Raw genomic sequence first — 26,356 nt, forward strand, 5'->3', positions numbered from 1 at the left:
TGCCTCCTTATTTATGGTTTATATTGTAGAGTTGTGTACAGCAAACGCTTCACCGCCCCCGGGGGCCGGTATTCTTAAAAACAAGGCTAAAGATCGCTGTTAACATAACAGCATAAAAAAGTGCGAATAAAATACCGGCGAATGACATAATTGAAAAATTAAAGGGTTATCAATGAGGCCTGTAAACTCATTCTATAACAAATGATTATCGGAAATGTTCGGTTATTTTTGTTCCATTAAAATTAAATGATACCCGTCAATTACGCGAGAGATTGTAAATGTTATTTTTTTTTATGACTAAGTTATAGTCCCTATAAATACGTTATGTAATAAAAATTGGAGAAAGCCATTTCTTACCCTTATCTTTAAGGAGCATTGATGCTTTGCGAGGAGAAACAAATGACAGATTTTCGATTCATTCCTATCACGCCACATCCTTTACTAAGCCCATATGTCGCGAAAATACATGTATTTGAAAGCAGCGGCCGCCTTCCCACCAAGGAAAAAAAACTGATCGTCCCAAATGCAAATTTTAAATTAACGCTTACCTACCGTAACGGAATTGAAGCCCGCATCGGCGACAAGACCTTTATTCAAATTGAAAATAAACTAAGTTTAACGGGCCTGATCGATTCGCCTGTCATCCTTGATCCGCAGGAAGATGCGCAGACCGGCACGATTATCATCGAATTCAACCCGCTCGGAGCCTACCGTTTATTTCATTTCTCGTACACCGAGGTCAAAAATCAAATAGTGGAGCTGGGAGACCTGATCGGCAGCCGAGCAGAAGAACTTCAATCGCAACTTGCCGAGGCAAGCGCTTTAGATCTGAAATTGCAGCTCCTACAGAATTTTCTGATCAAACAGTTGGAAAAAACCGCAGCTGACCTGATCTATGATTATTGCATCAATCGCATATTGAACTCCAAAGGTCTCCTAACCGTGACACAGCTTGAAAAGGAAACCGGCTATAGCTCGCGATGGCTTCATAACAAGTTTTCGGAACACCTGGGTACAGGGCCAAAAAACCTTTCCGAGATAGTCCGGTTCAAACAATTTTACCAGGCATTCTCAACCGGTGCCAATTATCAAAGCCTAAAGGAACAAATTTACCATCATTACCACGATCAATCCCATTTCATCAGAGCATTTAAAAGGTTCACCGGAACCACCCCAACCGACCTTCAAAACAGTATGAACGAACTCGCCACCAAACATTATACGAGTTGACTTCCGATTTGTACAATACTTAAAGCTGCCACCGGCCCATCTTTGTTTAAAAATTAAATGAAATGGTAAAGAACGATTTTAACAGCAGCATCTCGGCAAAAATTAGCGCAAGCGAGGCTATCAACAAGATCAGCAATGTACCCGGATGGTGGGGAATAACCTTCAGCGGGAGGTCCGAAAAACAAAATGATCAGTTTATAGTAAAAATGGGGGGGGATTCTTTCTTCAACTTTACCGTAGCAGAATTAATTCCCGGTAAAAGAGTTGTTTGGTTAGTTACCAATTGCAATATGCCCTGGTATTCGGATAAAATGGAATGGGCTAACACCAAATTGATTTTTGATCTCACTGAAAATAATGGCATAACAGATCTGAATTTTACGCATGAAGGTCTTACAGCGGAAGTTGAGTGTTACAAGGACTGTGCGCCAGGTTGGACCCATTGGATCAAAACAAGTTTATTTTCATATTTTACTACAGGGAAAGGCGTTTTTAGACAACCAACCAAGTAAGAAAAAACAGCCAAAAATGATACGTCAAAATTACACAGTAGCAATTGAGGTTGTAAAATCTCCGGATGAAGTTTTCAACTGCATTAAAGACGTTTCAAAATGGTGGAATAAAGAATGTGAAGGCAGTAGTGCAAAATTAAACGATGAATTTATCATCCGTCATGGCGACGTACATTATTCAAAACAGAAACTGGTTGAAATTATTCCCTACAAAAAAGTTGTGTGGCTGGTAACCGATAGTAAACTCAACTGGCTGGAAAAAAATAAAACAGAATGGACAAACACAAAAGTGGTTTTTGAGATTACTCCCAATGTTGATAAAACAACACTTAAGTTCACTCACGAAGGGCTTACTCCCGAAAAGGAGTGTTATGCAAAGGTAGAACAGAGTTGGAACATAGTTATCAAAGACTGGCTATTTAACTTTATTACTACCGGTAAACCGATATAATAGATCATCTCAGCACCGGATAATTTTGAACCAAATCATTTATAAGTCTAAATTAGCTATCAAATGCTGATCAGATAAGCAATGGTTCGGCATTTGTATAGCAGCCATCACATTACCAGAAGTCTCGAAGTATTCACTTCGTTTTTTTTATTGCCTTAAAGTACCTGCGTAGCCTTATAATTTAATAATACCGACCGAAGCCTGGTGTAATGTTATGTTGGCATTTAGAAGTCACGAACGGAAGGATTGTGGCAGCTTATGGTCTTCAATTATCCTTTACAAAGCGTAGGCTATAGCCGTAAGGCTCAACTAAACGAGATGAAGAAACCCGCGCATAACTATTTGGTGCACCTCCTGTTCCGTATGAATCGTAAAAGCCAGAGAAATCCATGATAAACCAGGTTTGAGCGTCTTCTGGAATACCAATAGTTGTAGTCCAAAAGTTTGCGGTCGACTTGTAATCTTGAAATTCATTTGCAAATGCTTGGTATTTACCTGCTGGCAATGCATTGAAGCCAGATTTGTTAGTCCCGGGAAGATACCATCCCGTAGTAGATCTTAAATATTTTGATGAAACCGAATCAAGAAGTGCTCCGTACTCATCCTCCCAGATGAGCGTGCCCTGTGATTTCAATAGCGTAATACAGTCTGCCTCACTAGGTACACGCCATCCAGCCGGTAATGTGAGTGCCTGCATTTCTTCTAAAGTATAGTATTTACCTATTGCAGCTTCATCATTTCTAGTGCTTGCTGTTCCGCCTGGTCCATCATAGTTTTCCGCAGTCCAGGTTTGATTACCTATAACTACGGTACTGTAAACTTTTTCGTTAATGGTAACTAGAGCCTGATGTTTTGTTTCATTCTTCTTTGAGCATGAAATAAGCGTAATGAAAAGGATAGCAGGTAAGTAAAGTAGTTTTCTCATTGATTAATCAGGGTTAGTTGATTGTGGCACAAGATATGGAGTATCCTGAGGACGAGCAAGTGCAAGTTATAAAAGAACGTACCTAAATGATAAGTTCTTCTTAAATTGTTGCACGCTTGCAAAGCTTTTGATAAGCAGCGCCACCCCGACTCTCGTAAGAAACAACGAGGGTAAAGCCAAGAGATAATTTAAATTAAATGTTGATCAGGGTCTCTATTTCTTTCTAAGCCTTAACAGGCCGTTAGCTGTGGTTGCATAAATAACTCCTTTTGAGTCCTGCACTAATTGATAAATTGTATAACCAGGAGCAGGAGAGTTAACATTATGATAGTTTTCCCAGCCATCTTTCAAATTGAACCTTGCAATACCTGATTGATCAGTACCTATCCATAAAACGTGTTCAAACTTGTCGTATAAGATATTATTGACACGGTTTGAGGGCATTCCGGAATTTTTATCGTTATAATGAAGCCAGTTACCTTTCGTTTTCAGTACTGCTATGCCCTCTTTATCGTCATCGTCAGGAACTTTATTGCAATCAACCAGTGAGAAGTAAAGGTTACCCTTTTCATCTTCTACTACACCAGAGATGCTCATGTTTTTCAATGGTGTATTGGATTTATTAAATGTAGTTACAAAGAAGTCTTTATCAATCATGATACTGCCTTTCGAAGTACCTATCCATAAACGTTTGCGGCTATCAACATAAGCGTAGGAGATATCATTTGATGGTAGCAGTGGTATGTTCTTTTTATTCAATAGGACCACTTTATCGTTTCTAACAGCCACAAGGCCATCGTTAGTGGTAAAAAGGAGCTTGCCATTACTGCTGTTTAAGATATGGGTAACACCTGAGGTTAAAAATTTTTTGAAGTCATATATTTGCCACCTGTCATCGGTACACTTGTATATCTTATTGTCAACGTACACCCATTTGTTATTGTCCTTATCTGCGGTTATACCTCCTATGGCTGTTTCCGTGGTAAACGGCGAGTTAAATTCATTAACAGGATTGAAGTTTTCCCCATCAAACCTGGTTAGCCCGCTGGCGGTAGCATACCACAAAATATCAGATTTATCCACCGTGCATGACCTGCTTATATTATCGGGAAGAGGAGAGTTATATTTGGTCCAAACAGTGAACTCATAGGTTTTTAATGATGGGTTAGTATAAATAGTTTTTTTATTATAAATGAGGGGATCGCCAGGTGGCTTTAATTCAGTCAGGTCCATTCTTTGGATCTCGCTTGACATTTTGCCATTAGCAATACGGAAAATCACATTCACAGATGCAGTTACGACTTTGCCATTTACTTTAGCCGGTTTCCACAAAAAGCCATTCAGGTATCTGATCAAATCAGCTGTTAGCGGGCTGTTCGTGACGTCTGTATGGCTAAGCACGCAGCCAAACCCAGTAGAGTCGACCAAAACCTGGAAGGTTATTGATCCTTTGAAATTTCCCAATATGTACTTACGAGAGCTCTTTTCGCTTATATTATCGAGAATGACCTGATCACAAGTTGCTTTTGGATCTCCGCAGTCCATACAATAGTTTGAAGTATTGCACACCTCTACTTTTTCCATGAAAAGATTTTGTGCTGAAAGACCCGCGGGTAAAAAGAAAATAAACAGGATGATGAGCGATAGTTTGCAAATCTGGTTTGGGGGTAATACTGCTGACATTAAGTTTATAAATTAAAGAAAGCAAATTCAAAACACCAAGTGAATGATAGTTAAAATAAGTTAAAGTCTGACACCATTTACCCAAGCTTATTTAAGAACAAGAAGGAAACACTTTTATTATAGAAAATGGTTAAATATTAGTAAAAAGGAAAAGGAAAAGTAAGATTTTCTAAATGATTTTTCGTTACGGGAGCAAGGCGTCTCATTCGTTTTTGTTTTCGCCAAGCAACAAAGGTCTACTTTATCCGCACAGTATCCTGTAAAGCCATATTGTATTCGTCCAGGCATTTTTCAAGCGATTGCCCTTTTTTATGAATGCAATCACAGAAATCATTACAAGCTTTGGGATTGTTGCTAACCTTACATTGGCCCTTACACTCTGATAAAGTATTACGGGGCATAATGTCGTATACATTTGTAATTACCAGCACTAAAATGATGATGACTGCCACTACACGGGCAACGAAAATTGTCGGAAACTTATTACTAACGACTTTTGGCTTTGGTATGTCATTAAGGATTGTAGGGTGATTAAAGGGAAGAATGAATTTTAATTTGTCATAATCCCAGCATAAAAGATACAAATTAGCTAATACCATTAAGGGTGAAGAAAGAAGTGATCCATCAAAACGCACCGCAAATGACAGCATACAAATATTCAATATTATGGGAAAATAGAGAATTGCTCCGAGAGTAGCCGTGCGGGGTATCAGCAACAGAATAGCTGCTGTCACTTGCAAAACACCAATAAATGGGTAATAATAACCTGTTAGGTGTAACGCCTCTAAATAATGACCCATTGGGTGATTAACGGATAAAGAGGTGAACCGCTCACCAGTAATTTTTACGAAACCCGCAGGTAAAAAGCCAGCTGCCAAAGCTATGCGATTAAAAACAGCAAAATATCGAAGCCACCTGTTTTCCGTTGCCTTAAAATGGATTTCGTCAAGTTTGGAGGAAATAGTCATAAAAGTAAAATTATATCAAAGTACTTTGTTTTACGAAGTTAATATTTTTTTCTTACTTACAAATTTTAGTTTGCTTAGCTACAGCAAGCAATAGAGAGAAAAAAACTTGTGGCTAAAGTCAGCGTGCAAGAAAAACCGTTGAGTTATCGTACTGATTGGTATGCAGTATGTCTTTTTGGCTTAGAAAAAACAATCTGCCATAGATTGTTTTTATTTGACCTGAAGGATGCAGCACTGCACGACAAATAATATTCCCACATCCTGTAAAACTGCTTATCATATTTAGTTTCCAGGTTCGGCCATGCGTTCCTAAACCGTTTGAGCCACTCCATCAGGGTCAGATCATAAAAGACCCTAAAATTGTGCCAGTCCTCCATTACTAACTTATGTTCAGCAGCCTGGCCAATTTGCGTTACAGAGGGTATCACTGCGTTAGGGAAAATATGGCTGTTGATCCAGGGATCAATTGCCGTAACCGATGAATTGCTCCCTATACAATGCAACAGGAAGAGCCCATCCTCCTTCAGGGTTCTTTGAATGACGTTCATGTAATAATCATAATTTTTATATCCTACATGTTCGAACATACCTATCGATACGATCCCGTCAAACTTTTCATCCAGGCTCCTGTAATCTTGCAAACGTATTTCAACCGGAAGGTGCTTGCATCGTTCACGGGCAAGCTTTACCTGTTCTGCAGATAAGGTTATCCCAACAACTTCCACTCCATAACGCTCTGCTGCAAACGCTGCAAATCCACCCCATCCACATCCTATGTCCAAAATTTTTTGACCTTTTTCAAGCTGCAATTTTCTGCAGATCAAATCCAGCTTATGGTCCTGTGCTTCTTCCAAAGTTGCTGCATTCTGCCAATATGCACAGGAGTACATCATTCTTTTATCCAGGATTGCTTCAAAAAGATCATTGCCCAGATCATAATGTTTGCGAATATCCTGTTGTGCCCTTTTTACAGACTGGCCGTTCCAAAGTATAGTTTTGATTTTATACCAAAGGGATTTAAAGCTATGGGGGATATATTGATCCAGATTGGCACTAAATAACCGGTACATCAGCTGGTCTAAAGCCGGGCAATCCCACATGCCGGCCATATAAGATTCCCCGAAGGCCAGTGAACCCTGGCGAAAGATCCATGGGTAGAATTTTTCATCGTGCACTTGTATATCCCAGGGCTGTAATCCGTTAATGCAGACTTCAGCCTTTGCTAATAAGCCCAGAACTGTTTCTTTATAAAAGTTATTTTTTAAAGAAGCTGAATAGAATACAGACCTGTTGGCATCCATAGTTTTTGATCGTTTTAACTTCCCCGAAAAAACATATACTTAACATCCTCAATAACTTAACCTAATATCCGGATCTAAGTTTTAGTTAGATACTGATTTTTAATAAAGAGTGTTCTGCGCCATAATTTATCGGGAATAATGCCATCAGGAAGATGGCCCAATTAGGAAACATGCCAGGGAGGTACCTGACTTCCCGAAAGAGGCTAAAAGGCAGAATAATAATTTATAGCGTTTTATGTGGTGTTGCCAGTCTTGGTAATCTTCAACCCTGTTTGAAAATATAGCAGGTAAAAAGAAAGGATCCTGGCTGTTTATTTAAAACAAGTTTTGTTAGCCAGGTGTTTGAGTTAAGTCCTATTAAAAGTATTTAAATAATAATTGTCATGAGCAAAGAAAAGCAGGCCGGCAACTGGCCGGAACTAATTTACAATAATTTTAAGGACACGCTGCAGACTGTGCAGCTTTGGACACAGATTGTTGGGAAAATACGGATGGTTAATACACCCTGGACCAATCATGGCTGGCATGTAACACTTTATATATCTTCCAGGGGGCTTTCCACCGGTAAGGTACCTTATGGGAGTGGCAGCTTTCAGATCGATTTTGATTTTATAGATCACCAACTAGTGGTTTCCGCAAGCGATGGCGGTTTAAAGCACCTGCGCCTGCAACCAGCGACCGTGGCAAGTTTTTATAGAGACCTTTTTAACTTGCTTAATGAAATGAATATATCTACAGAGATTTATGCCAGGCCCAACGAACTCGAACTGGCGATTCCTTTTGCTGAAGATGAAGTGCATAAAACCTATGATGCCCACCAAATGCATCTTTACTGGCAAGCTTTAGTCAGGATCGATTCGGTATTTACCCGGTTTAGGGCTGAGTTTACCGGAAAATGCAGCCCGGTGCATTTATTCTGGGGAGGTTTTGATTTAGCCGTGACCCGTTTTTCCGGCAGAACGGCACCATTATATCAAGGTAAAGTACCAAATATGCCGGAGCGTGTTATGCAGGAGGCTTACTCACATGACGTATCCAGCGCAGGCTTTTGGCCAGGCAACGACGTTTATCCTTTTCCTGCATTTTATTCTTACTGCTATCCTCCTCAGCCGGATTACGGCGCACAACCGGTTGAGCCTGAACAGGCTTTTTACAATGCAGAAATGGGTGAGTTTTTATTGAACTACGAAGCCGTGCAGCAGGCTGAAGACCCGGAAGCCACTTTGCTGGAATTTTTGAGATCGACCTACCAGGCAGCGGCCAGGACTGGTAATTGGGACCATAAACTGACCTGTAATCTGACCAGTTTTGAGAGGTAGAACGAGTTATTGTTGCTTCAATACTTTTGATGATAATGAGTAATTTATACAGGTCAAATTTTTAAACTTTAGTGCCATCTTTATAAAACAACCCGATTGGAATATTTAACCAATCGGGTTGCTGACGTTATTGTTAATCCCACTATTTTTTCTTTAAGTATCCAAAGAGACCATGAGACTCCTCCTTCGGGCCGGCTGTAAAATATAAGGGATCATTCGGATGGGCATTTGTGTTCAGAAAATCTATAGCCCATAATCCTTCAATTTCTATAGCCTGCCCGTTATCCTGCAATTGACCTCTGTAATTCCCCAGCAAATCAAATACATTAATCTTCCCGTCACCAAAGTTGCCTACCAGGATCGTTTCCGGCCCTCCTGCAAAGCCTGCAGGTGCGTGCGTAATACCCCAGGGAGAGTTTAAAGGGCCTTGTGAGGCAAAATGTTTAAGAAGTGTTCCGTCCGGTTTAAAAATGTTAACATAGCCATTTCCTGGTCCTGCCTGGTCATCCTGATTATCCGGACCTTTCAGCTTTGCATAAGTGACATATAATAAACCTCCGATATTTTGAATATTGAACGGGCCGAAGCCGGCAGGGATCGAAGCGTCTGAAAATGGTTTGCCCGTCACGTAGTTAAAGTTACCATCAAAGACGTCAATTTTTCCCCCTTTGAAGTTGGCAGCGTACAGAAAGCTGCCACCCGCATCTGTCGCAATGGCAAGCCCTTTGTAAACTGTATTAAACTGTGATCTGTCGGCAACCTTTACGGCTGCATTGCCAGAGGCCCAGGCTGTTATTATACCATCCTCGCCGGCAAAAATAAATTTATTTCCGCCGAAAACTGTTGAACTGTTAAATACAATTCCGGTGGGTGCGCCTGGCTCATTGGCATTAACAGAAGGTATTGTAACCGGTGGCCTCAGCGTTTGGCCCGTCTTATCATAAATTGTACTTACTGCTTTGTGATTTGATGAGATCCAGATAATACCCGTCGGGTTTACAGCAATACCCCAGGCATTAACCAAATTTGTGTCAATTTTGGCAGCGTTGTAACCTGCCGTATCAGCAACAAGATTAGTCTGGGTGACGTTGAATTGCTGTTGCATTGGATGGTCTTTTTTGCAGGAATAAATGCAAGAAAGTGAGGCAAGTCCAATAAATAAGACTTTAGCGATGTTTAATTTTTTCATTGGTTTATAATTTAATTGTTACTTAATCTATTTTCGCTTTTACTTCCATATTAGTTAATACATTGTCGTAAAGGGAAAGGTTGCCTGGCTATGCGATAATTTTGTTTAGTCATCAACTGCTTCAGAAATCGATGTTGAGAAGGGGCAAAACAGTCAGGAAATCCGAATTATAGATTTAAAGCAAGTTTGTAAATATGGCTGTGTGGGATTGGACTGTTGCGTATTCTTTTAATTGTATTTTTTCTTAGTATCAAACAACACTGTATTATTTCCCGGAAGCCCGAATTTGGAGTGGAGGTTTTACTATCCAATGTTTTATTGAATCCTTTATACTGCCGGGTCTGCCTGGATCATATGACCCGGGAAGAATTAAAAATAGCTAACTCAAAGACGGAAAATTCTTCAAATTAGCTATATATTTAATAAAAAAGTGTATTATTAACGAGTACTAATAGCAAATTAAAGAATTGCGTTTTTTATATATTATTCTTTCTTTTAAAGCCCTAATTAAATATCTATGAGAATTTATTTATCATTTTTATTCCTGGTATTTTTTGGTTACACAGCCCTTGCTTCTGTAAAAACAGATAGCCTGCTTGTTGTATTGAAAAAAGAACTGGTAAAGAAAAAGGTTTATGACGACCAAAAGGAGGTGCGGATCCAAAAGATCAAGGATTTGCTGACTAATACCCCCCAAACAAATTATATAGCACTTTATGGCTTATGCAGCAGTTTGTACGAAGAGTATAAAGTGTACCAGTTTGATTCGGCCTATGTTTATACCAATAAATTGCTTGATATAAGCCATCATTTAAAAGATCTGTCAAAGGAGTATGAAAGTAAAATAAAGCTTGGATTCATATTATGCTCCTCAGGGATGTTTAAACAAACTTTTGACTGTTTAAATAATATTAATGCCGCTGCTTTAAATAACGATTCAAAAATTGAATACTACTCATTAAAAGCAAGGGCTTATTCTGACCTGGCCGATTATGATAATGATAGCTATTATACCCCTTATGAAAATGCTGAATCGGTTAAGTATTTGGATTCGGCAATAATGCTTTGCAAGCCAAATTCGTTTGACCTGCTATTGCAACTCGGCCGTAAACAAATACGAACCGGTGATATAAAAAAGCCATCGCCATATTTTAACCGGTTGCTGTATAGCTTCAACATTACAGATCATCAGCGTGCAATGGTTGCTACAAGCCTTAGCTTTTTTTATGATGATAAAGCACATGATGAAAAGCGGATGGAACTCTTAATTATTGGAGCCATTAGTGATATAAGGTCATCAACAAAAGAAACCCTGGCCGCTTTTAAATTAGGGGAGTTGTTGTACCGTAATGGCAATATGGTTGATGCCTATACATTTATACAACAGGCCATGAACGATGCCGAATATTACGGAGCCCGGTTGCGTAAAATAAAAATAGGATCGGTATTACCCACTGTTGCAGCACAGAAACTGATCCTGATGGAGAAGGAAAAAAATAAGGTAATTGTTTATTTATTATCGATAACTGCGGTTTCGGCATTGGTGCTGCTGGTTTTTTTCATTATATTTATTCAGCTGAAGCGTTTAAAAGCTAAAGAAAAGATAATTGAAGAGAAAAATGTTCAGCTGGAAATGATCAATGAAAAACTTGGTGAGGATACCAGGATAAAGGAAGAGTATATAGGATACTTTTTTAATGTGATATCAGGCTATATCTTAAAACTCGAAAAGCTTAAAAGGAGCATTGACCGAAAGCTTGTTACCAAAAAGTATGAAGATATTCAATTAGTTATTGATGAAATAAATATAAAAAAAGAACGGGAAACGCTGTTTTATACATTTGATCACACGTTCCTTAAAATATTTCCAAACTTTATTACCACATTTAATTCACTGTTTAAAAAGGAAGATCAGATCTGGCCGAAAGATCACGAAGTTTTAAATACAGACCTTCGCATATTTGCATTAATGCGAATGGGGATAAGTGATAATGAAACTATTGCCAGTATCTTAGAATATTCGGTAAAAACAATATATGTTTATAAAATGAGGATCAAGGCAAAGTCAATATACCATGCTGATGAGTTTGATCAGAAACTTATGTCTTCCAAAGCATTTGAAGCACCCGGTAAATCCTGATTGGTTGGCAAGTAAAGGTTAATTACCCTTTAAAGACATTCATTTTTGTATATGGAGGTTAAAAAACGTTTAAATTTTTTTATATAATACATAAGTTTATTTTTTTTAACTAATTGATAATAAATTTGTTATAAAAAAATTAATTTAAATTTTTTTATATTTTAAGTAAAAAAATAGGTTTTCCACGTTCCAAGCTATTACTTTGTTACATAGTCATTAAGGGCAGGAGGATTTAATCCTTCACTTTAGTGATATTAAGACTTTATAAACCAATTATAATTTTTTCGGGCAAGCAGCTTTTTTGATTGTTATGATCAGCAGGTGGTATTAGTGTTAGTTTTTATTGGCATGATATAGCGCTGATGCTTTTGATTTTCTATCAAACAAAAAAAATGTTGAAAAATTAAAATAATATCAAACCCAACCCTTTACCTATGAGAAAAAAGTACAAGACTGTAACCGCACCTCCTTGATTTTTATTTGTTGTTAACCAATTGTTAACACACGAAAATAAAACTTTAATCCACAGTTTTATTTAATTAATAGTTATATTTAACCAACCAATTATTTATTCAAACCTAAATTATGAAGCTTAGAAATTTACTTAAAACAGGCTGTTTCGTACTTATGTGTTTTTTTGTTTTGCCCGCAATGGCTCAAAACAGAACAATTACAGGTAAAGTAACAGACTCAAAAGACGGATCAGCCATGCCTGGCGTTTCCGTTAGTGCTAAAGGAACAACCGCCGGGGTTACTACCAGCGCAAACGGAAGTTTCAGTTTAGCCGTACCTACTTCGGCAACTACACTTGTTTTTAGCTTTATTGGCTATGACAAGCAGGAAGTTGACATAACCGGGAAATCAACGGTTAACGTATCTTTAGTCGCCAACAGTACTTCACTGAGTGAAGTGGTTGTGGTAGGCGTAGGTTACGGCAGCCAACGAAAAAAAGATGTTACCGGCGCTGTTGAAAGCATTAGCTCAAAGGACTTTAACCAGGGCATTGTTATCAACCCGCTAAGCCAGATCCAGGGCAAAGTTGCCGGTTTAAATATTACCCAGCAGGGTGGTAATCCAAACAGCGAGGACGCCGGGATCTCTATCCGCGGGCAAACTTCAATTACCGGTAATCAATCACCACTGTTTGTAATTGACGGTGTGGCTACCTCAGGCAATTCACAGTTTCAAAACCTTGCTCCGGAGGATATTGAATCGTATGACGTGTTAAAAGATGCGTCTGCAACATCAATCTACGGTTCGCGTGGTGCTAATGGTGTAATCATCGTAACTACCAAAAAAGGACGCACAGGCCGCACCACTATAGATTATGCCGGTTATGTGGGCATCTCAAACCAGGCTAAATATTACGATCTGCTTAACGCAGCCGATTATTCAAAAGCTATTGAAGCTATCCCAGGTGTAACACCTGCTACTTATGAAAAAGGCGGTAATGTTGACTGGCAGCGCGCAATCAGCCGTACAGCCGTTACACATAGCAATAATATCGCTATTTCAGGCGGTGCCAATGGCTTCAATTATCGTGGTTCTGTTAACTATGAGCTGCAGGAAGGTACCATTATTAATAACCAGAAAAAACAACTGGGCCTGCGTTTTAATGCAGAACAAAAAGCACTGAACGATAAACTTGATATTACTCTTAACTTTTCAAATACAACGGTATATCGTGACCAGCTTACTGACGGCAATGTAATTGCCAGCTACATATTTAACGCCCCGCCTACGTACCCTATTTATAACCCCGACGGCTCATATAACACGTTTGTGGATTTTAACCTGGCTAACCCGATTGAGCACCTGCTTGAAACATACAATAAGGCAACCACCTATCAAACTTTAGCCAATACTACAATAAATTACACTTTGCTGCCATATTTAAAGGTTGGGGTTACGGGTGTTTTAATTCACGACAACACGTTAACCCACTATTTCCAAAATTCATTCCCGGGTGAAGGAAATATAAACAATGCTGCACAAAACAGCTATAATAATAACACCTACGAGGCAAACGCGCATATTGATTTTAATAAATCATTCGGCAAGCATAATATTTCGGCCACAGCTGTTTATGAGTATAATGATTTTTATACTGAATACTTTACAGCTTCCGGGCAAAATTACGCTGTGCCTGAATTATTGGATAATAAACTGGATGGCGGTGACGCGTCAAAAAACTTGATCACCTCCGGTAAGGATGATTACAAAATCATTTCGTTGCTGGCCAGGGTGAATTACAATTACGACAACAGGTTTTATGTTACTGCATCTGTTCGTCGTGATGGTTCAGACAAGTTTGGTGCTAATCACCAATGGGGTACCTTCCCTGCCGTTGACGTAGCTTACCGTTTAAAAAGAGACCTGTTGCAAAGTGTTGATTGGATAGACGACCTTAAGCTACGCTTAGGCTATGGTGTTGTGGGTAACTCAAGCGCATTAAATGTATACCAAAATGCTACCCTCTATGGAAAAGGCGACAGGTATTTCGATGGTTCCGCAGCTTCTAATCAATACCCGGCAAGTTACACCTATACGCAAAACGCAAATCCGGATTTGCAGTGGGAACAACGCCAGGGTAAAAATATAGGTGTTGATTTCTCGTTATTTAACAACCGTTTATCGGGCGATATCAACTACTATAACGATAAAACTACCAAAATGATTTATCAGTATGGTGTTCCTACTCCTCCGTTCTTTGTTAATACCATATTTGCTAACATAGGCACCATGACAAACAAAGGTTTAGAGATTGCGCTTACCGGCCAGATATTGAGAGGAGCAGGGATAACATGGACTGCAAACGGCCAGATTACTTTCAATAAAACAAACGTTGTAAATCTTTCAGGCACCTACCAGGGATTCGCGGTTGCATCCGATCAGATTATTTCAGGGTCTGCTGCAGGCAGAGGTTTAAGCTCAGAGCCTATCACTTTTTATAAACCAGGCCAGCCGCTCGATGTTTTTTACCTGCGCCATTATACAGGGGTTGATGCCAATGGCAACGAATTATTTGACGGAAAAACTTTGGATCAAAATCCTAACCCAGCCAAATATTATATCGATCCGAACCCAAAATTCAATTACGGTATCAATAATAGTTTTGGCTATAAAAACTGGAGCTTAAGCTTCTTCTTAAGAGGAGTATATGGCCAAAAAGTGTTCAATAATACATTACTTGATTATGAAACCATTACACGCCTGCCAAGCAATAACATAACAAAAGCGGCGCTTACCAACGGTATAAAAGATGGTCTTCATGTTTCAGATCTTTGGCTTGAAAATGCTTCATACCTGCGCCTGGATAACGCATCATTAGGTTATACATTCAAGAATATTAAAGGTATTTCGAACATGAGGGTTTATTTAGCAGGGAATAACATATTTGTTATCACTAAATACAAAGGCCTTGATCCTGAATTTGCGCCAAACTCTCATTATACAGACGGGAATGGTTCTTTGCAGTCATATCCTAAATCAAGAGCATTTGTATTAGGCGCTAATGTGTCATTTAAATAATAAGAGATTTTAATTATCATAAAGATGAAAAGAAAATTATCAAATATAATCCCGGTACTACTTGCGGCAGGAATGATTTTGCCCGGTTGTACTAAACTGGATAGTAAGGTTTATAACCAGGTACTGCCAAGCAGTTTCTTTAAAACTCCTCAACAAACAAACGCATTTTTAGCACAGGCCTATACGCCGATGACCGCTATACCAACCGGAAACGTTTTCCAGAATAACGAGGTATCGTCTGACGAGATGGTGGTTCCTACAAGGGGGAATGACTGGTACGATGGCGGTAAATGGCAATCATTATGGACACATACATTCCTGTTCGACATTGACAACATCAATAACGCCTGGGGCGATTTGAGTAATGGGATAGGAAAGTGTAACCTGGTGTTGAGCACTTTGGCTACGTTACCGGCTTCAAATAAACCTGCAAACGCCGACCAGGTTATCGCAGAAATAAAGGTGTTAAGGGCCTACTACTACTTTGAGTTTATGGATATGTTTGGAAATGTTCCCCTGGTAACAGATTTCAAGACTGATCCAACCAAAATAACTCAATCGCCGCGTAAAGATGTTTATGCATTTTTAGAAACAGAGTTAACCACAAATGTGCCTTTACTGGCTGATAAATCTGCCGCAACTTATGGGCACATAAATAAGTGGGGAGGCTATATGCTGCTGGCAAAGTTATACCTTAATGCACAGGTTTATACAGGTACAGCACAATGGCAAAAAGCAGCTGATGCAGCCGACGTGGTTATAAAATCAGGCAAGTATTCATTAATGAGTGATTTTTTGACAAATTTCGCAGTATTGAATGAAAATTCAACAGAAAATATATTTGTAGTGCCTTATGATAATACGTTCATACCCGGCAACAGTATTGAGTTGTTTACTTTAAATTACAACAACATTTACACATACGACCTTACAAACACGCCTTACAACGGATTTTGTGCACCAACTGCATTTTTCCGCAGTTTCCCTGATGGCGATAGCAGGAAACAAATGTGGGCTATTGGTCAGCAGAACAGTTCGTCCGGCGCGCCGCTTACGGATAAGGCGACGGGTTTAAAAGTAATTTTTAGCCCTTATGTTAAGGAACTGAGCAACCCTGCCGATTCATTTAAATTAGCCGGTGCAAGGAGTATTAAATATGCACCGCAGCCTGGCACCAACGGTAATACCAGCAATGATGGTGTTATATTCCGTTTAGGTGATGCTTATTTAATGAAAGCTGAAGCGGAAATAAGAGCAGGCAGCCCCGGTGATGCACTGTCATTGGTGAATGCTATAAGGGCCCGTGCAGGTGTACCCGCATGGACCTCGGCTCAACTTACTTTGCCAAATTTACTTGCCGAACGCGGCAGGGAAATGGCTTGGGAAGGCTGGCGCAGGAATGACCTGATCAGGTTTGAAACCGCAGATGGCCTCCCTTACTTTTCAGCAGCAAGGTTGCCTGGAAAACCACAGGACCCGGATAAGCACACGCTCATTTTCCCTATACCACAACAACAGTTGATCACTAACCCAAAGCTAGTTCAAAATGCCGGATATCCGGGTAAATAAACTTCATTTATAATAATTTTAAACGTGCTGTAATAAGTTTTAAACTTAAATTGCAGCACGTTTATTTTTAAATATCAACGAAACTATTAATGATGCGGTGGGTACTTTTTGCAATATTGTTTTTTTTCATATTAATAGTCATTATACCCGTAACAAAAAGTTCGGTACTAATAATAAATGCTAATTTTTCAAATGTATATCAAAGTTTAAATAATCCCCGAAACTGGGTCAAATGGCAAACAGATGTGAAGAACCACGCCCGTGATATAACTTTTAAAAATGATAGTGCAAATGCACTATTTGAAATAACCGGCCCTGCGGTAAAATTTACAATAAAGAAAAGCGGGTTGACAGGCTTTGATATTGTCAGAAAAAAAGTATCGGGGCGCGGTGAAAATGAGTATAACTATACGCTGATTGCAGATTCGGCGGTGCTGAAGACCGACGTTTACGTTATTCAAAAAACTAATTTATTTGGCTATGTTAAATCATTCTTAGTTGATGATAAATACAAAGGCACGCCTGTAAATGATCTGAAGGCTTATATGGAAGACCCGCAATTATATTACGGTTATAAGATAGCTGAGCATGTTGCCCGGGAAAAAACATTGATCATTAAACGCACGACAGTTTTAAAAAATATGGTTTGCAAAAACAACCAGGCTTTCTTAACATCACTTTATTCAATTGCCTTAAAAAACAAACTGGCTGTTACTGATGCAATGCATCTGCAATATATTTCGTCTGTTGGCGACTCTGTTACAGTGATGATGGGGTTGCCCGTAAACAGGAAAGTTTCAATTAAAGGAGACGCGGAAAATATGGGGATGCCGGGGAGTAAGGAGTTAGTGGGCTATTTTAAAGGGAAATATAACGATAGGAAAAAACTGTACCGGGCAATGCAATTATATATAGCAGATCATTTGATACACACCCAAACATTGCCGCTTGAAAAATTTGAACATAATAAGCTACCCGATAATGACGATGCCATAGTTGATATGCAGGTAGTGATACCTCATTTATAACGCTGTAAGTTAATGCTGATACGTTTTAATAATTATGTTTTATTGCTAATAGCCGCGGCGTTAACTGTTGCATTTTCCTCCTGCAAAAAAAGCCAGCCGCTGCCACCACCGCTATTCCAATCGCTCCCCTCGTCACAAACTAACATTCATTTTGTAAACCGCATTAGCGATAATGAAAAACCCGGTATTTTAGATTACCTGTACTATTACAATGGCGGTGGTGTTGCCGTGGGTGATATTAATAATGATGGCCTGCCCGATATTTTTTTTACAGCCAATCAAAAAGGCGGTAATAAACTTTACTTAAACAAAGGAAATTACCAGTTTGACGACATCACCCAAAAAGCAGGTGTTGTCGGTACTGCCGACTGGAGCACCGGTGTAACCATGGCCGATGTAAACAATGACGGTTACCTTGATATTTACGTATGCGCTGTAGCCGGTAAGTTAGGGCTTAAGGGGCATAACATGTTGTATATCAATAACCATAATGGCACATTTACTGAAAGTGCTGCGGAGTATGGGCTTGATTTTTCGGGATACTCAACCCAGGCTTCCTTTTTTGACTATAATCACGATGGCTTGCTGGATTGTTTTTTGCTCAACCAGTCTGATCATTCTGTTTCTATGTATGGCGATACTTCATCGCGGCATATCGCAAATAAACTGGCTGGCAGCAAGCTTTATATGAACCAAAAAGGGCATTTTATTGATGCAACCGCAGCTTCGGGCATCTATAGCAGCGCATTGGGATACGGGCTTGGCCTTGCTGTTGGCGATCTTAATAATGACGGATGGGAGGATCTTTATGTGGGGAATGATTTTCACGAAAACGATTACTATTACATCAATAATCACAATGGCACATTTACAGAGGCCGGAGCCAAACATTTTAACCATTACAGCAGGTTCAGCATGGGTAATGACCTTGCCGATTTTAATAACGATGGTCAGCTGGATTTGGTAACCCTTGATATGCTGCCCGCAGAAGAAAAAACGCTAAAAAGTTATGGTGCCGATGAATCATATGATCAGTACCGGTTTAAAATTGTAAAAAACGGGTTTCAAAATCAGTACTCGCGTAATTGCCTGCAGAAAAACATGGGCAACGGCGAAGCCTTCAGCGAGGTAGGGTTAATGAATGGGATTGCTGCAACCGACTGGAGCTGGAGCCCGTTAATAGCCGATTTTGACAACGATGGAATTAAAGATCTGTTTATTGCCAATGGTATTAAACGGCGGGCGCTGGATATGGATTATGTCTCTTTTGTATCTAATGATCAAATTCAGGGTTTGTTAAATAGCGGTACAGGCGCTGATAGCCTGGTGCTGGATAAAATGCCATCAGGCGCCGTGCATAGTTACATTTACAAAGGCAGTAAAACTGAAAAATTTGAAGATAAAAGTATTGACTGGGGCTTTACAGAACCCGGCCTGGCAAACGGGGCTGCCTACGCCGATCTTAATAACGATGGTAAGCTGGATCTTGTAGTAAATAATGTAAACCATGAGGCCGGCATCTATAAAAATACTTCAAAAAGCAGCAATTATATCACCCTCAGTTTTACCGGAAAACAAGATAACCATTTTGGCATAGGCACTAAAGCGTACGTGTTTTGCGGCGGCCAAATGCAATATGAGCAACTGATGCTTACCCGCGGTTTTCAGTCATCGGTTGAAGCCCGGTTACATTTCGGCTTAGGTAATCACAAAAAAATTGATAGCATGCTTATTGTTTGGCCTGATCAGGCTTACCAGGTTTTAAAGGCTGTAAAAACCAACCAGGCTTTAAATGTCAGCCAAACCAACGCCAAAGGAAAGTTTTCATATCCCGCGTTTTTCCCTCCGCAAAAACCAATATTTAAAGAGGTTACTAAAGAGATGCATGTAAGCTGGAAGCACAGGGAAGATTACTTTGTCGACTTTAACCAGCAGCCGCTTATTCCGCATATGCTCTCGTCCGAAGGGCCGCGCATGGCAGTTGCCGATGTGGATCACGATGGGCTGGAAGATTTTTATGTATGTGGTGCAAAAGGTCAGCCCGGCGCATTATTTATTCAAATAAAAAGCGGTGGATTTAAACCATCAATCCAACCCGCCTTTATTACCGATAGCTTAAGTGAGGATGTTGATGCGGTGTTTGTTGATGTAAATAACGATGGCGCACCCGACTTGTACGTGGTTAGTGGCGGAAACGAGGCTGCCAACGGCTCCCCGGAATTAGCCGACAGGTTATATTTAAACGATGGGAAAGGGCATTTTACAAGATCAGCAAATATACCCGACCTCAGGCTCAATAAAGCTGCTGTTGCTGTTGGGGATGTTAATCATGATGGGTATCCCGACCTGTTTATAGCGGGCGCACCCGAAGCCGGTAAGTTTGGCGACATCCCGGAATCATATTTATTGATGAATGATGGAAAGGGGCATTACCAAAAAGCTGCTATTCCCGATGAGCTAAAACATGCAGGTATGATCCGGTCGGCGGTGTTTGCCGACCTGGATAATGATGGCTGGCCCGACCTGGTTGTTGCCGGGGAATGGATGCCGGTAAAAATATTTATGAATAAAAAAGGAAAGCTGGTGCGAAGCAATCAGCCAGCCATGGATAAATTAAGCGGCTGGTGGCAAAAAATTGTGCTGGCCGATGTGGATGGAGACGGCAAGCCTGATATCCTGGCCGGCAATTATGGCTTAAACTCCAAGCTGAAGCCTACTGAAGAAAACCCGGTAAAACTCTTCCTTTCAGATCTTGATAAAAACGGGACCGTTGATCCTTTACTTACCTATAGCATAGCGCAGCAGGATTATACGTTTTTGGGCAAAGGTGAGATTGAAAGACAAGTGCCTCTTATAAAAAAGAAATTCCTTTATTATCATGATTTTGCAGGTAAAACAGTTAATGAAATTTTTGGCGACTCGCTAAACAAGGATAAATTTCTAAAAGTTCAGTCGTTTAAATCGGGTATTTTTTTCAATAAGGGTAACGGGGTGTTTGAGTTTAAAGCTTTTCCTGCATCAGCCCAGGTGGCGCCGTTGTTTGCTTTTGGTACATTTACTTTGCCAAATGCAACCGGCATACTTGCAGGCGGCAACTTTAGTGGTACTTTGCCTTATGAAGGTATTTATGATGCAGATTATGGCGATATTTTAACTATTGACAAGCAAAAAGTACTTAAAAGTATCTCTTCAAATTCGGGCGGTTTTTTGCTGCGCGGCGAGGTGCGGGATATCAAAACCATCAAAACAGCTACCGGCAAAATATATGCCGTTGCATTTAATAACAAAGAGATTAGATTTTTTAAACAGATCAACTAATGAGGAAAATATTTATAGTTCTATTAGCAGTATGCTCATTTTACAGCAAGCAATCAGCAGCACAGGATGAGTGGATCATCAAAGCGGATAAAATTGATCCGGCTAATTATTATGGTATTACTGTGGCTAATGGCATGATAGGAATTGTTTCATCACCCGAGCCTTTTAAAGTAAAAAATGTGGTATTGGCCGGGGCCTATGATCTTTACGGACGGGGCAGAGTAAGCAATTTCCTCAATAGCTTTAACCTGCTTAACATGTACCTGGAGATTAATGGTAAACGCATTGGTGCAGGCAACATTAGCAATTTTACGCAGGAGCTTGATATGGAGCACGCTGCATTTACCACCACATTTGATTATGGAGATGAGGCATCCATAAAATACACCTATTATTCGTTGCGGCAATTACCTTTTACCGTTTTAATGGATGTTTCTGTCATCGCCAAAAAACAAATAAACATTACGGCAGCAAGTGTGATGGAAGCCCCTGATGCTTTAAAAGAGGTACAGAATTATTATAATGAAATTGACAGGCCCCATGTAACTATAAGCCTGCTTACCTCCACTGCAAAAAGCCCGACCGGTAAATTACAGCTCTGTGCATCAAATACTTTTTTGTTTAATGAAACTCACGGACAGGAGCCAAGGGTGATCCATGAGATGTGGGATAATAACATGCACCTGATGAAGTTCAGCAAAAGCCTTGCGGCAGGCGAAACCTATAAGTATGCTTTGGCCGGTTCATCCATTACATCAGCACATAATGCTGATCCGCTGAATGAAGCCGAACGGCTTACCATGTTTGCAAAGCTTGAAGGTGTTGAACGCCTGAAACAATACCATAATAACGCCTGGGATGAATTATGGAAAAGCGACATTAAAATTGAAGGCGATGCGCAGGCACAGCAGGATGTGCACAGTATGCTTTATCACCTTTATTCATTTTCGCGCGCCGGCACAAGCTATTCGCCATCGCCAATGGGCCTGTCGGGTTTAGGTTATAACGGGCATGTTTTTTGGGATGCGGACCTTTGGATGTTCCCGGCACTGCTGGTCTTACATCCGGAAATAGCACATTCATTGGTTGAATATCGCTTTGAAAGATTGACTGAAGCCAAAAGAAATGCTTTTGCACACGGTTACAAAGGAGCGATGTTTCCATGGGAAAGCGCCGATAGCGGAGTTGAGGAAACGCCAGTATGGGCTTTAAGTGGTCCGTTTGAACATCATATTACCGCCGATGTTGCCCTTGCCGCATGGAATTATTATTGTGTAACGCAGGATAAAGACTGGCTTCGTGAAAAGGGCTGGCCCATCCTGGCTGCCACTGCCGATTTTTGGGCAAGCCGGGTTGAGCGAAACGGGCCCGGGCATTACGATATAAAAGATGTTGTTGCAGCAGATGAATGGGCGGAGAATGTAGATAATAATGCATTTACCAATGCAGCAGCAAGCGCCAATCTGCGATTTGCAACAGCCGCCGCAAAGCTGTTAGGCCTAAAGGCTGATCCCGATTGGGAGGTAGTGGCACAAAATATTCCTGTACTTAAATTCCCTGATGGGGTAACCCGCGAGTTTGAAACCTATAAGGGTGAAGGTATAAAACAGGCGGATGTTAACCTGCTTGCATACCCCTTAAAAACAATAACCGATGCTGCACAAATTAAAAAAGACCTCGAATACTATGAAACGCGCATCCCAAATGAAGGCACACCAGCTATGACGCAGGCTGTATTTGCGTTGCTTTATTCGCGATTGGGCAATGGTGATAAAGCGTATCATTTTTTTAAAGATGCTTACGAGCCAAATCTTAATCCGCCGTTCAGGGTAATTGCCGAAACTAAAGGTGGGACAAACCCATATTTTGCAACGGGTGCCGGTGGTATAGTACAATCATTATTAATGGGTTTTGGCGGATTGGATATTACGCCCAACGGCATTGTTCAAATCAAAAGCAAGCTGCCCGGCAACTGGAAAGCTGTAACTATAACGGGTGTTGGACCTGGTAAAAAAACATATGTTGTAAAATAGATACAAGAATCAAGAAGTCAAGAATGCAAGAGTCAAGAATCAAGATTGTAAGAGTCAAGAGTTAGAAATAAACCGCCTTTTTTATCTTGATTCCTGACTCTTGATTTCTCGCTTCTTATCCTGATTTCTTCTTCTTAAAAAATAAACTATTATGAAGTACATCTTCCTTCTCTGCATCTCCCTGCTTATTATATCCTGCAAAAAGCCTGATTACCAAAAAGTAATGAGCGACCCTGCTTTATTCAGTAATACCGTACACGAATTGAATCGGGTGGTAATGGGCAACAACTTTTCGCCCGTGGTTGCTTCACGAAATTATGCTTATGCAACCGTTGCCGCGTATGAAGTAATAGCCGCCGGCGACCCTGCACATTACAGATCACTCAGTGGTCAGCTAAACGGATTGGAGACAGTGGATAAGCCGGAAAAGGATGCAAAAATAGATTTCCATTATGCCGCCATACTTGCTTTTTGTAAAGTTGGCGAGGCGGTTACCTTTCCGGCGGGCAGCATGAAACAATATGTGGCGGATGTGCGAACCAAAGCCATAAACAGCGGAATGCCGGATGACGTTTTAAAAGGCTCTGAAAAGTTTGCCGATGCCATGTTCAAATCTATAATGAAATGGAGCAAAGGCGATAATTATTTAAAAACCAGGAGTGCTTCAAAATATGCCTTGAGTGATAAAGAAGGCAGGTGGGTACCAACCCCGCCCATGTATGCCGAGGCTGTTGAACCCCACTGGAGCGAGATAAGAACCATGGTGATGAAAGATGCTTCGCAATATAGCGTTGTACCCCCACCGGAATTTAATGTAAAAGATAAAAACAGTAAGTATTACCAGGAAGTGATCGCCATAAAAAACAGGGTGGACAGCCTAACCCCGGAACAGATCCATATTGCTGATTTTTGGGACGACAACCCCGGGAAGCTAAATGTAAACGGGCATTTAATGTTTATCAGGAAGAAGTTTTCACCGGCAGGTCACTGGATGGGAATAGTGGGTATTGCTGCAAAAACAACCAATGCCGATTTTAATACAACTGTTTGCGGCTATGCGAAAACCGGAATTGCTTTATTTGATGCTTTTATTGAATGCTGGGCAGCAAAATACGTGTACAATACGGTTAGACCGGAAACAGTGATTGATAAATATTTTGATGCAACCTGGCGCCCGCATTTACAAACGCCACCCTTCCCGGAGTACACCTGCGGGCATTGCACCATATCAGCCTCGGCTGCTAAAGCGCTAACCAGTGTGTTTGGTGATAACGTGGCTTATACAGATACAACAGAGCTGGAATTTGGAATCAAAAGCCGGAGTTTTAAATCATTTAACCAGGCCGCAGCCGAAACCGCATTGTCGCGCTTTTATGGCGGCATACATTTTCACAACTCATGTGTGGTATCCAGTGGTTATGGACAAAAAATAGGTGATGCTGTGGTGGAAAAATTGGTTATGAAGAAGTAAAATATCTGCGAAAGCTTAAATTATAATTATATTTTTTCAATGAGTTTTTTTTGCAATAAATTGATTTATAATAAATTGCATTTTAAAAAGGTGTTTTTTTGTGAAATTTTCAGTATACAAATAGGTTTTACATTAACAGGTACATTAATTTGTATAATAACTTAAATTACTGAGCACATCTATCTAAACCATAGAGAAAAATGCTTGCCGAAACCGATATTGCTGTGTATAAACCTATAAATTATATATCATACCTATGACCGAAAAAGAAGATCTACCCACCAATCCCTCCAGGCGGGATTTTATAAAAAACAGTTCAATAGCAGCGGCAAGCTTTATGATAGTCCCCCGGTTTGTGCTGGGTGGAAAAGGTTATACTGCCCCGAGTGACCGTTTAATAATTGCAGGTGTGGGTGTGGGTGGCAAAGGGGAAAGTGACCTTGAAAACTTTTACAAAAGCGGCAAAGCCGAGATAGCCTTTTTATGTGATGTTGATGATGCCCGCGCGGCCGACTCTGTGAAGCGCTTTCCGAAAGCAAAATACTATAAAGACTGGCGCCAGTTGTTGGATAAAGAAGCTAAGCATATTGATGCGGTTTCGGTATCAACACCCGACCATAACCATGCTATTATTGCCTTTTCGGCGATGCAATTGGGTAAGCATGTGTATGTTCAAAAGCCATTAACACATGATATTGCCGAAGTGCGAATGTTAACCGATGCCGCCAAAAAGTATAAGGTAGTTACACAAATGGGTAACCAGGGTGCATCCAATGATGGAACCCGCCAGCTTAAAGAATGGTATGATGCAGGCCTGATTGGTGATGTACATACTGTTTACTGCTGGACAGACCGTCCCGTTTGGCCGCAGGGTATTCCATGGCCAACAACCCCGGCTGCTATTCCTTCAACACTGGATTGGGACCTTTGGCTGGGTACTGCCCCTAAAAAAGATTTTGTAGGCAATTTAGTGCCGTTTAACTGGCGCGGCTGGTGGGATTACGGTACCGGGGCCCTGGGCGACATGGGCTGCCACCTGGTTGAAGCGCCATTTAACGTACTTGGGCTGCAATATGCAAAGGACGTACAAGCCAGTGTAGGAACAGTATATGTAGGCGAGTTTAAGCAAGGGCATTTTCCGGAAAGCTGCCCGCCATCAAGTCATATTACGCTTACTTTCCCTAAAACTGCTAAAACAAAAAGTGATGTTACACTGCACTGGATGGATGGCGGGATCCAACCTGAAAGACCAGAAGAATTAGGCGCTAACGAGCAATTTGGCGACGACGGAAATGGTACCTTATTTATTGGAACCAAAGGCAAAATGATGGCCAGTACTTATTCTGCAAACCCTTTGCTGCTGCCAACATCCCGCACAAAAGAAGCGAATGTGCCCAAAACTATAAAACGCATTCCCGGCGGCGCTGATGGCCATTACGCCCAATGGGTTGAAGGCTGTATTGCCGGATACGGTAAAACTGAGCTAAGCTCATCATTTGACAAAGCCGGCCCGCTTACCGAGGCGCTGCTAATGGCCAACCTGGCAGTACGCGGCCACGACCTTAAAGGCGGGCATATTAAACTGCAGTGGGATAATGAACAGATGAGAGTAACCAATTTTGACAATGTTAACCAATTTGTGAAACGCCAGTACAGGGAAGGTTTTACACTAAAAGCTTAAACATAAT

17 protein-coding genes are annotated in these 26,356 nt (G+C 40.6%); 12 read left to right on the forward strand and 5 right to left on the reverse strand.

Features of this window, described 5'->3' with window-relative positions; genetic code table 11:
- Positions 1 to 399: 399 nt before the first annotated feature.
- The 3 genes from JWQ54_RS03905 (at position 400) to JWQ54_RS03915 (ending at position 2,193) form a co-directional block, all read left to right on the forward strand.
- A complete protein-coding gene (locus JWQ54_RS03905) occupies positions 400 to 1,230 on the forward strand; it encodes an AraC family transcriptional regulator (RefSeq protein WP_299580507.1) in 831 nt (276 codons plus the stop codon).
- Between the two features lie 62 nt (positions 1,231 to 1,292).
- Positions 1,293 to 1,742, forward strand: coding sequence for an SRPBCC domain-containing protein (locus JWQ54_RS03910; protein ID WP_299580510.1), 450 nt, complete (start codon positions 1,293 to 1,295; stop codon positions 1,740 to 1,742).
- Between the two features lie 16 nt (positions 1,743 to 1,758).
- Complete coding sequence (locus JWQ54_RS03915; RefSeq protein WP_299580513.1) at positions 1,759 to 2,193, forward strand: SRPBCC domain-containing protein; 435 nt, start codon at positions 1,759 to 1,761, stop codon at positions 2,191 to 2,193.
- Positions 2,194 to 2,458: 265 nt separating this feature from the next.
- On the opposite strand, the gene JWQ54_RS03920 is transcribed toward JWQ54_RS03915, so the two are convergent.
- The 4 genes from JWQ54_RS03920 to cfa all read right to left on the reverse strand — a co-directional run bounded on the left by JWQ54_RS03920 (position 2,459) and on the right by cfa (position 7,070).
- Positions 2,459 to 3,118 (reverse strand): FISUMP domain-containing protein, encoded by a 660-nt coding sequence (locus JWQ54_RS03920; protein ID WP_299580516.1) that lies wholly within the window; start codon positions 3,116 to 3,118, stop codon positions 2,459 to 2,461.
- A gap of 213 nt (positions 3,119 to 3,331) precedes the next feature.
- Complete coding sequence (locus JWQ54_RS03925; protein ID WP_299580519.1) at positions 3,332 to 4,801, reverse strand: two-component regulator propeller domain-containing protein; 1,470 nt, start codon at positions 4,799 to 4,801, stop codon at positions 3,332 to 3,334.
- Positions 4,802 to 5,037: 236 nt separating this feature from the next.
- Positions 5,038 to 5,679: a hypothetical protein gene (locus JWQ54_RS03930; RefSeq protein ID WP_299580522.1), complete on the reverse strand. Its 642-nt coding sequence runs from the start codon at positions 5,677 to 5,679 to the stop codon at positions 5,038 to 5,040.
- Between the two features lie 233 nt (positions 5,680 to 5,912).
- Complete coding sequence (gene cfa / locus JWQ54_RS03935) at positions 5,913 to 7,070, reverse strand: cyclopropane fatty acyl phospholipid synthase (protein ID WP_299580525.1); 1,158 nt, start codon at positions 7,068 to 7,070, stop codon at positions 5,913 to 5,915.
- Positions 7,071 to 7,453: 383 nt separating this feature from the next.
- On the opposite strand from cfa, the gene JWQ54_RS03940 reads away from it, so the two are divergent.
- The gene (locus JWQ54_RS03940) at positions 7,454 to 8,389 is read left to right on the forward strand and encodes a DUF5996 family protein (protein WP_299580528.1); all 936 of its coding nucleotides are present in this window, start codon (positions 7,454 to 7,456) and stop codon (positions 8,387 to 8,389) included.
- 142 nt (positions 8,390 to 8,531) lie between these two features.
- Here the strand turns inward: JWQ54_RS03940 and JWQ54_RS03945 are convergent, their stop codons facing one another.
- The gene (locus JWQ54_RS03945; RefSeq protein WP_299580531.1) at positions 8,532 to 9,578 is read right to left on the reverse strand and encodes a TIGR03118 family protein; all 1,047 of its coding nucleotides are present in this window, start codon (positions 9,576 to 9,578) and stop codon (positions 8,532 to 8,534) included.
- A gap of 517 nt (positions 9,579 to 10,095) precedes the next feature.
- Here JWQ54_RS03945 and JWQ54_RS03950 point away from each other — a divergent pair.
- The 8 genes from JWQ54_RS03950 to JWQ54_RS03985 all read left to right on the forward strand — a co-directional run bounded on the left by JWQ54_RS03950 (position 10,096) and on the right by JWQ54_RS03985 (position 26,349).
- Positions 10,096 to 11,718: a DUF6377 domain-containing protein gene (locus JWQ54_RS03950; RefSeq protein WP_299580534.1), complete on the forward strand. Its 1,623-nt coding sequence runs from the start codon at positions 10,096 to 10,098 to the stop codon at positions 11,716 to 11,718.
- A 585-nt stretch (positions 11,719 to 12,303) separates the two neighbouring features.
- A complete protein-coding gene (locus tag JWQ54_RS03955; protein ID WP_299580537.1) occupies positions 12,304 to 15,249 on the forward strand; it encodes a SusC/RagA family TonB-linked outer membrane protein in 2,946 nt (981 codons plus the stop codon).
- A 24-nt stretch (positions 15,250 to 15,273) separates the two neighbouring features.
- Positions 15,274 to 16,818 (forward strand): RagB/SusD family nutrient uptake outer membrane protein, encoded by a 1,545-nt coding sequence (locus JWQ54_RS03960; RefSeq protein WP_299580540.1) that lies wholly within the window; start codon positions 15,274 to 15,276, stop codon positions 16,816 to 16,818.
- Positions 16,819 to 17,063: 245 nt separating this feature from the next.
- Positions 17,064 to 17,846 (forward strand): hypothetical protein, encoded by a 783-nt coding sequence (locus JWQ54_RS03965; RefSeq protein ID WP_299580543.1) that lies wholly within the window; start codon positions 17,064 to 17,066, stop codon positions 17,844 to 17,846.
- A 12-nt stretch (positions 17,847 to 17,858) separates the two neighbouring features.
- On the forward strand, positions 17,859 to 21,164 hold the full coding sequence (locus JWQ54_RS03970; protein WP_299580546.1) for a VCBS repeat-containing protein: 3,306 nt from the start codon (positions 17,859 to 17,861) through the stop codon (positions 21,162 to 21,164).
- A complete protein-coding gene (locus tag JWQ54_RS03975; protein WP_299580548.1) occupies positions 21,164 to 23,197 on the forward strand; it encodes a glycoside hydrolase family 65 protein in 2,034 nt (677 codons plus the stop codon). Before JWQ54_RS03970 ends, JWQ54_RS03975 begins: the two co-directional genes overlap by 1 nt.
- A gap of 151 nt (positions 23,198 to 23,348) precedes the next feature.
- The gene (locus tag JWQ54_RS03980; protein ID WP_299580551.1) at positions 23,349 to 24,668 is read left to right on the forward strand and encodes a vanadium-dependent haloperoxidase; all 1,320 of its coding nucleotides are present in this window, start codon (positions 23,349 to 23,351) and stop codon (positions 24,666 to 24,668) included.
- Positions 24,669 to 24,924: 256 nt separating this feature from the next.
- Positions 24,925 to 26,349 carry a Gfo/Idh/MocA family oxidoreductase gene (locus JWQ54_RS03985; RefSeq protein ID WP_299580554.1) on the forward strand — a complete coding sequence of 475 codons (1,425 nt, stop codon included), beginning with the start codon at positions 24,925 to 24,927 and terminating at the stop codon, positions 26,347 to 26,349.
- The last annotated feature ends 7 nt before the right edge of the window (positions 26,350 to 26,356 follow it).

It is taken from the genome of Mucilaginibacter sp. (assembly GCF_028288225.1).
Classification (GTDB): Bacteria; Bacteroidota; Bacteroidia; order Sphingobacteriales; family Sphingobacteriaceae; genus Mucilaginibacter.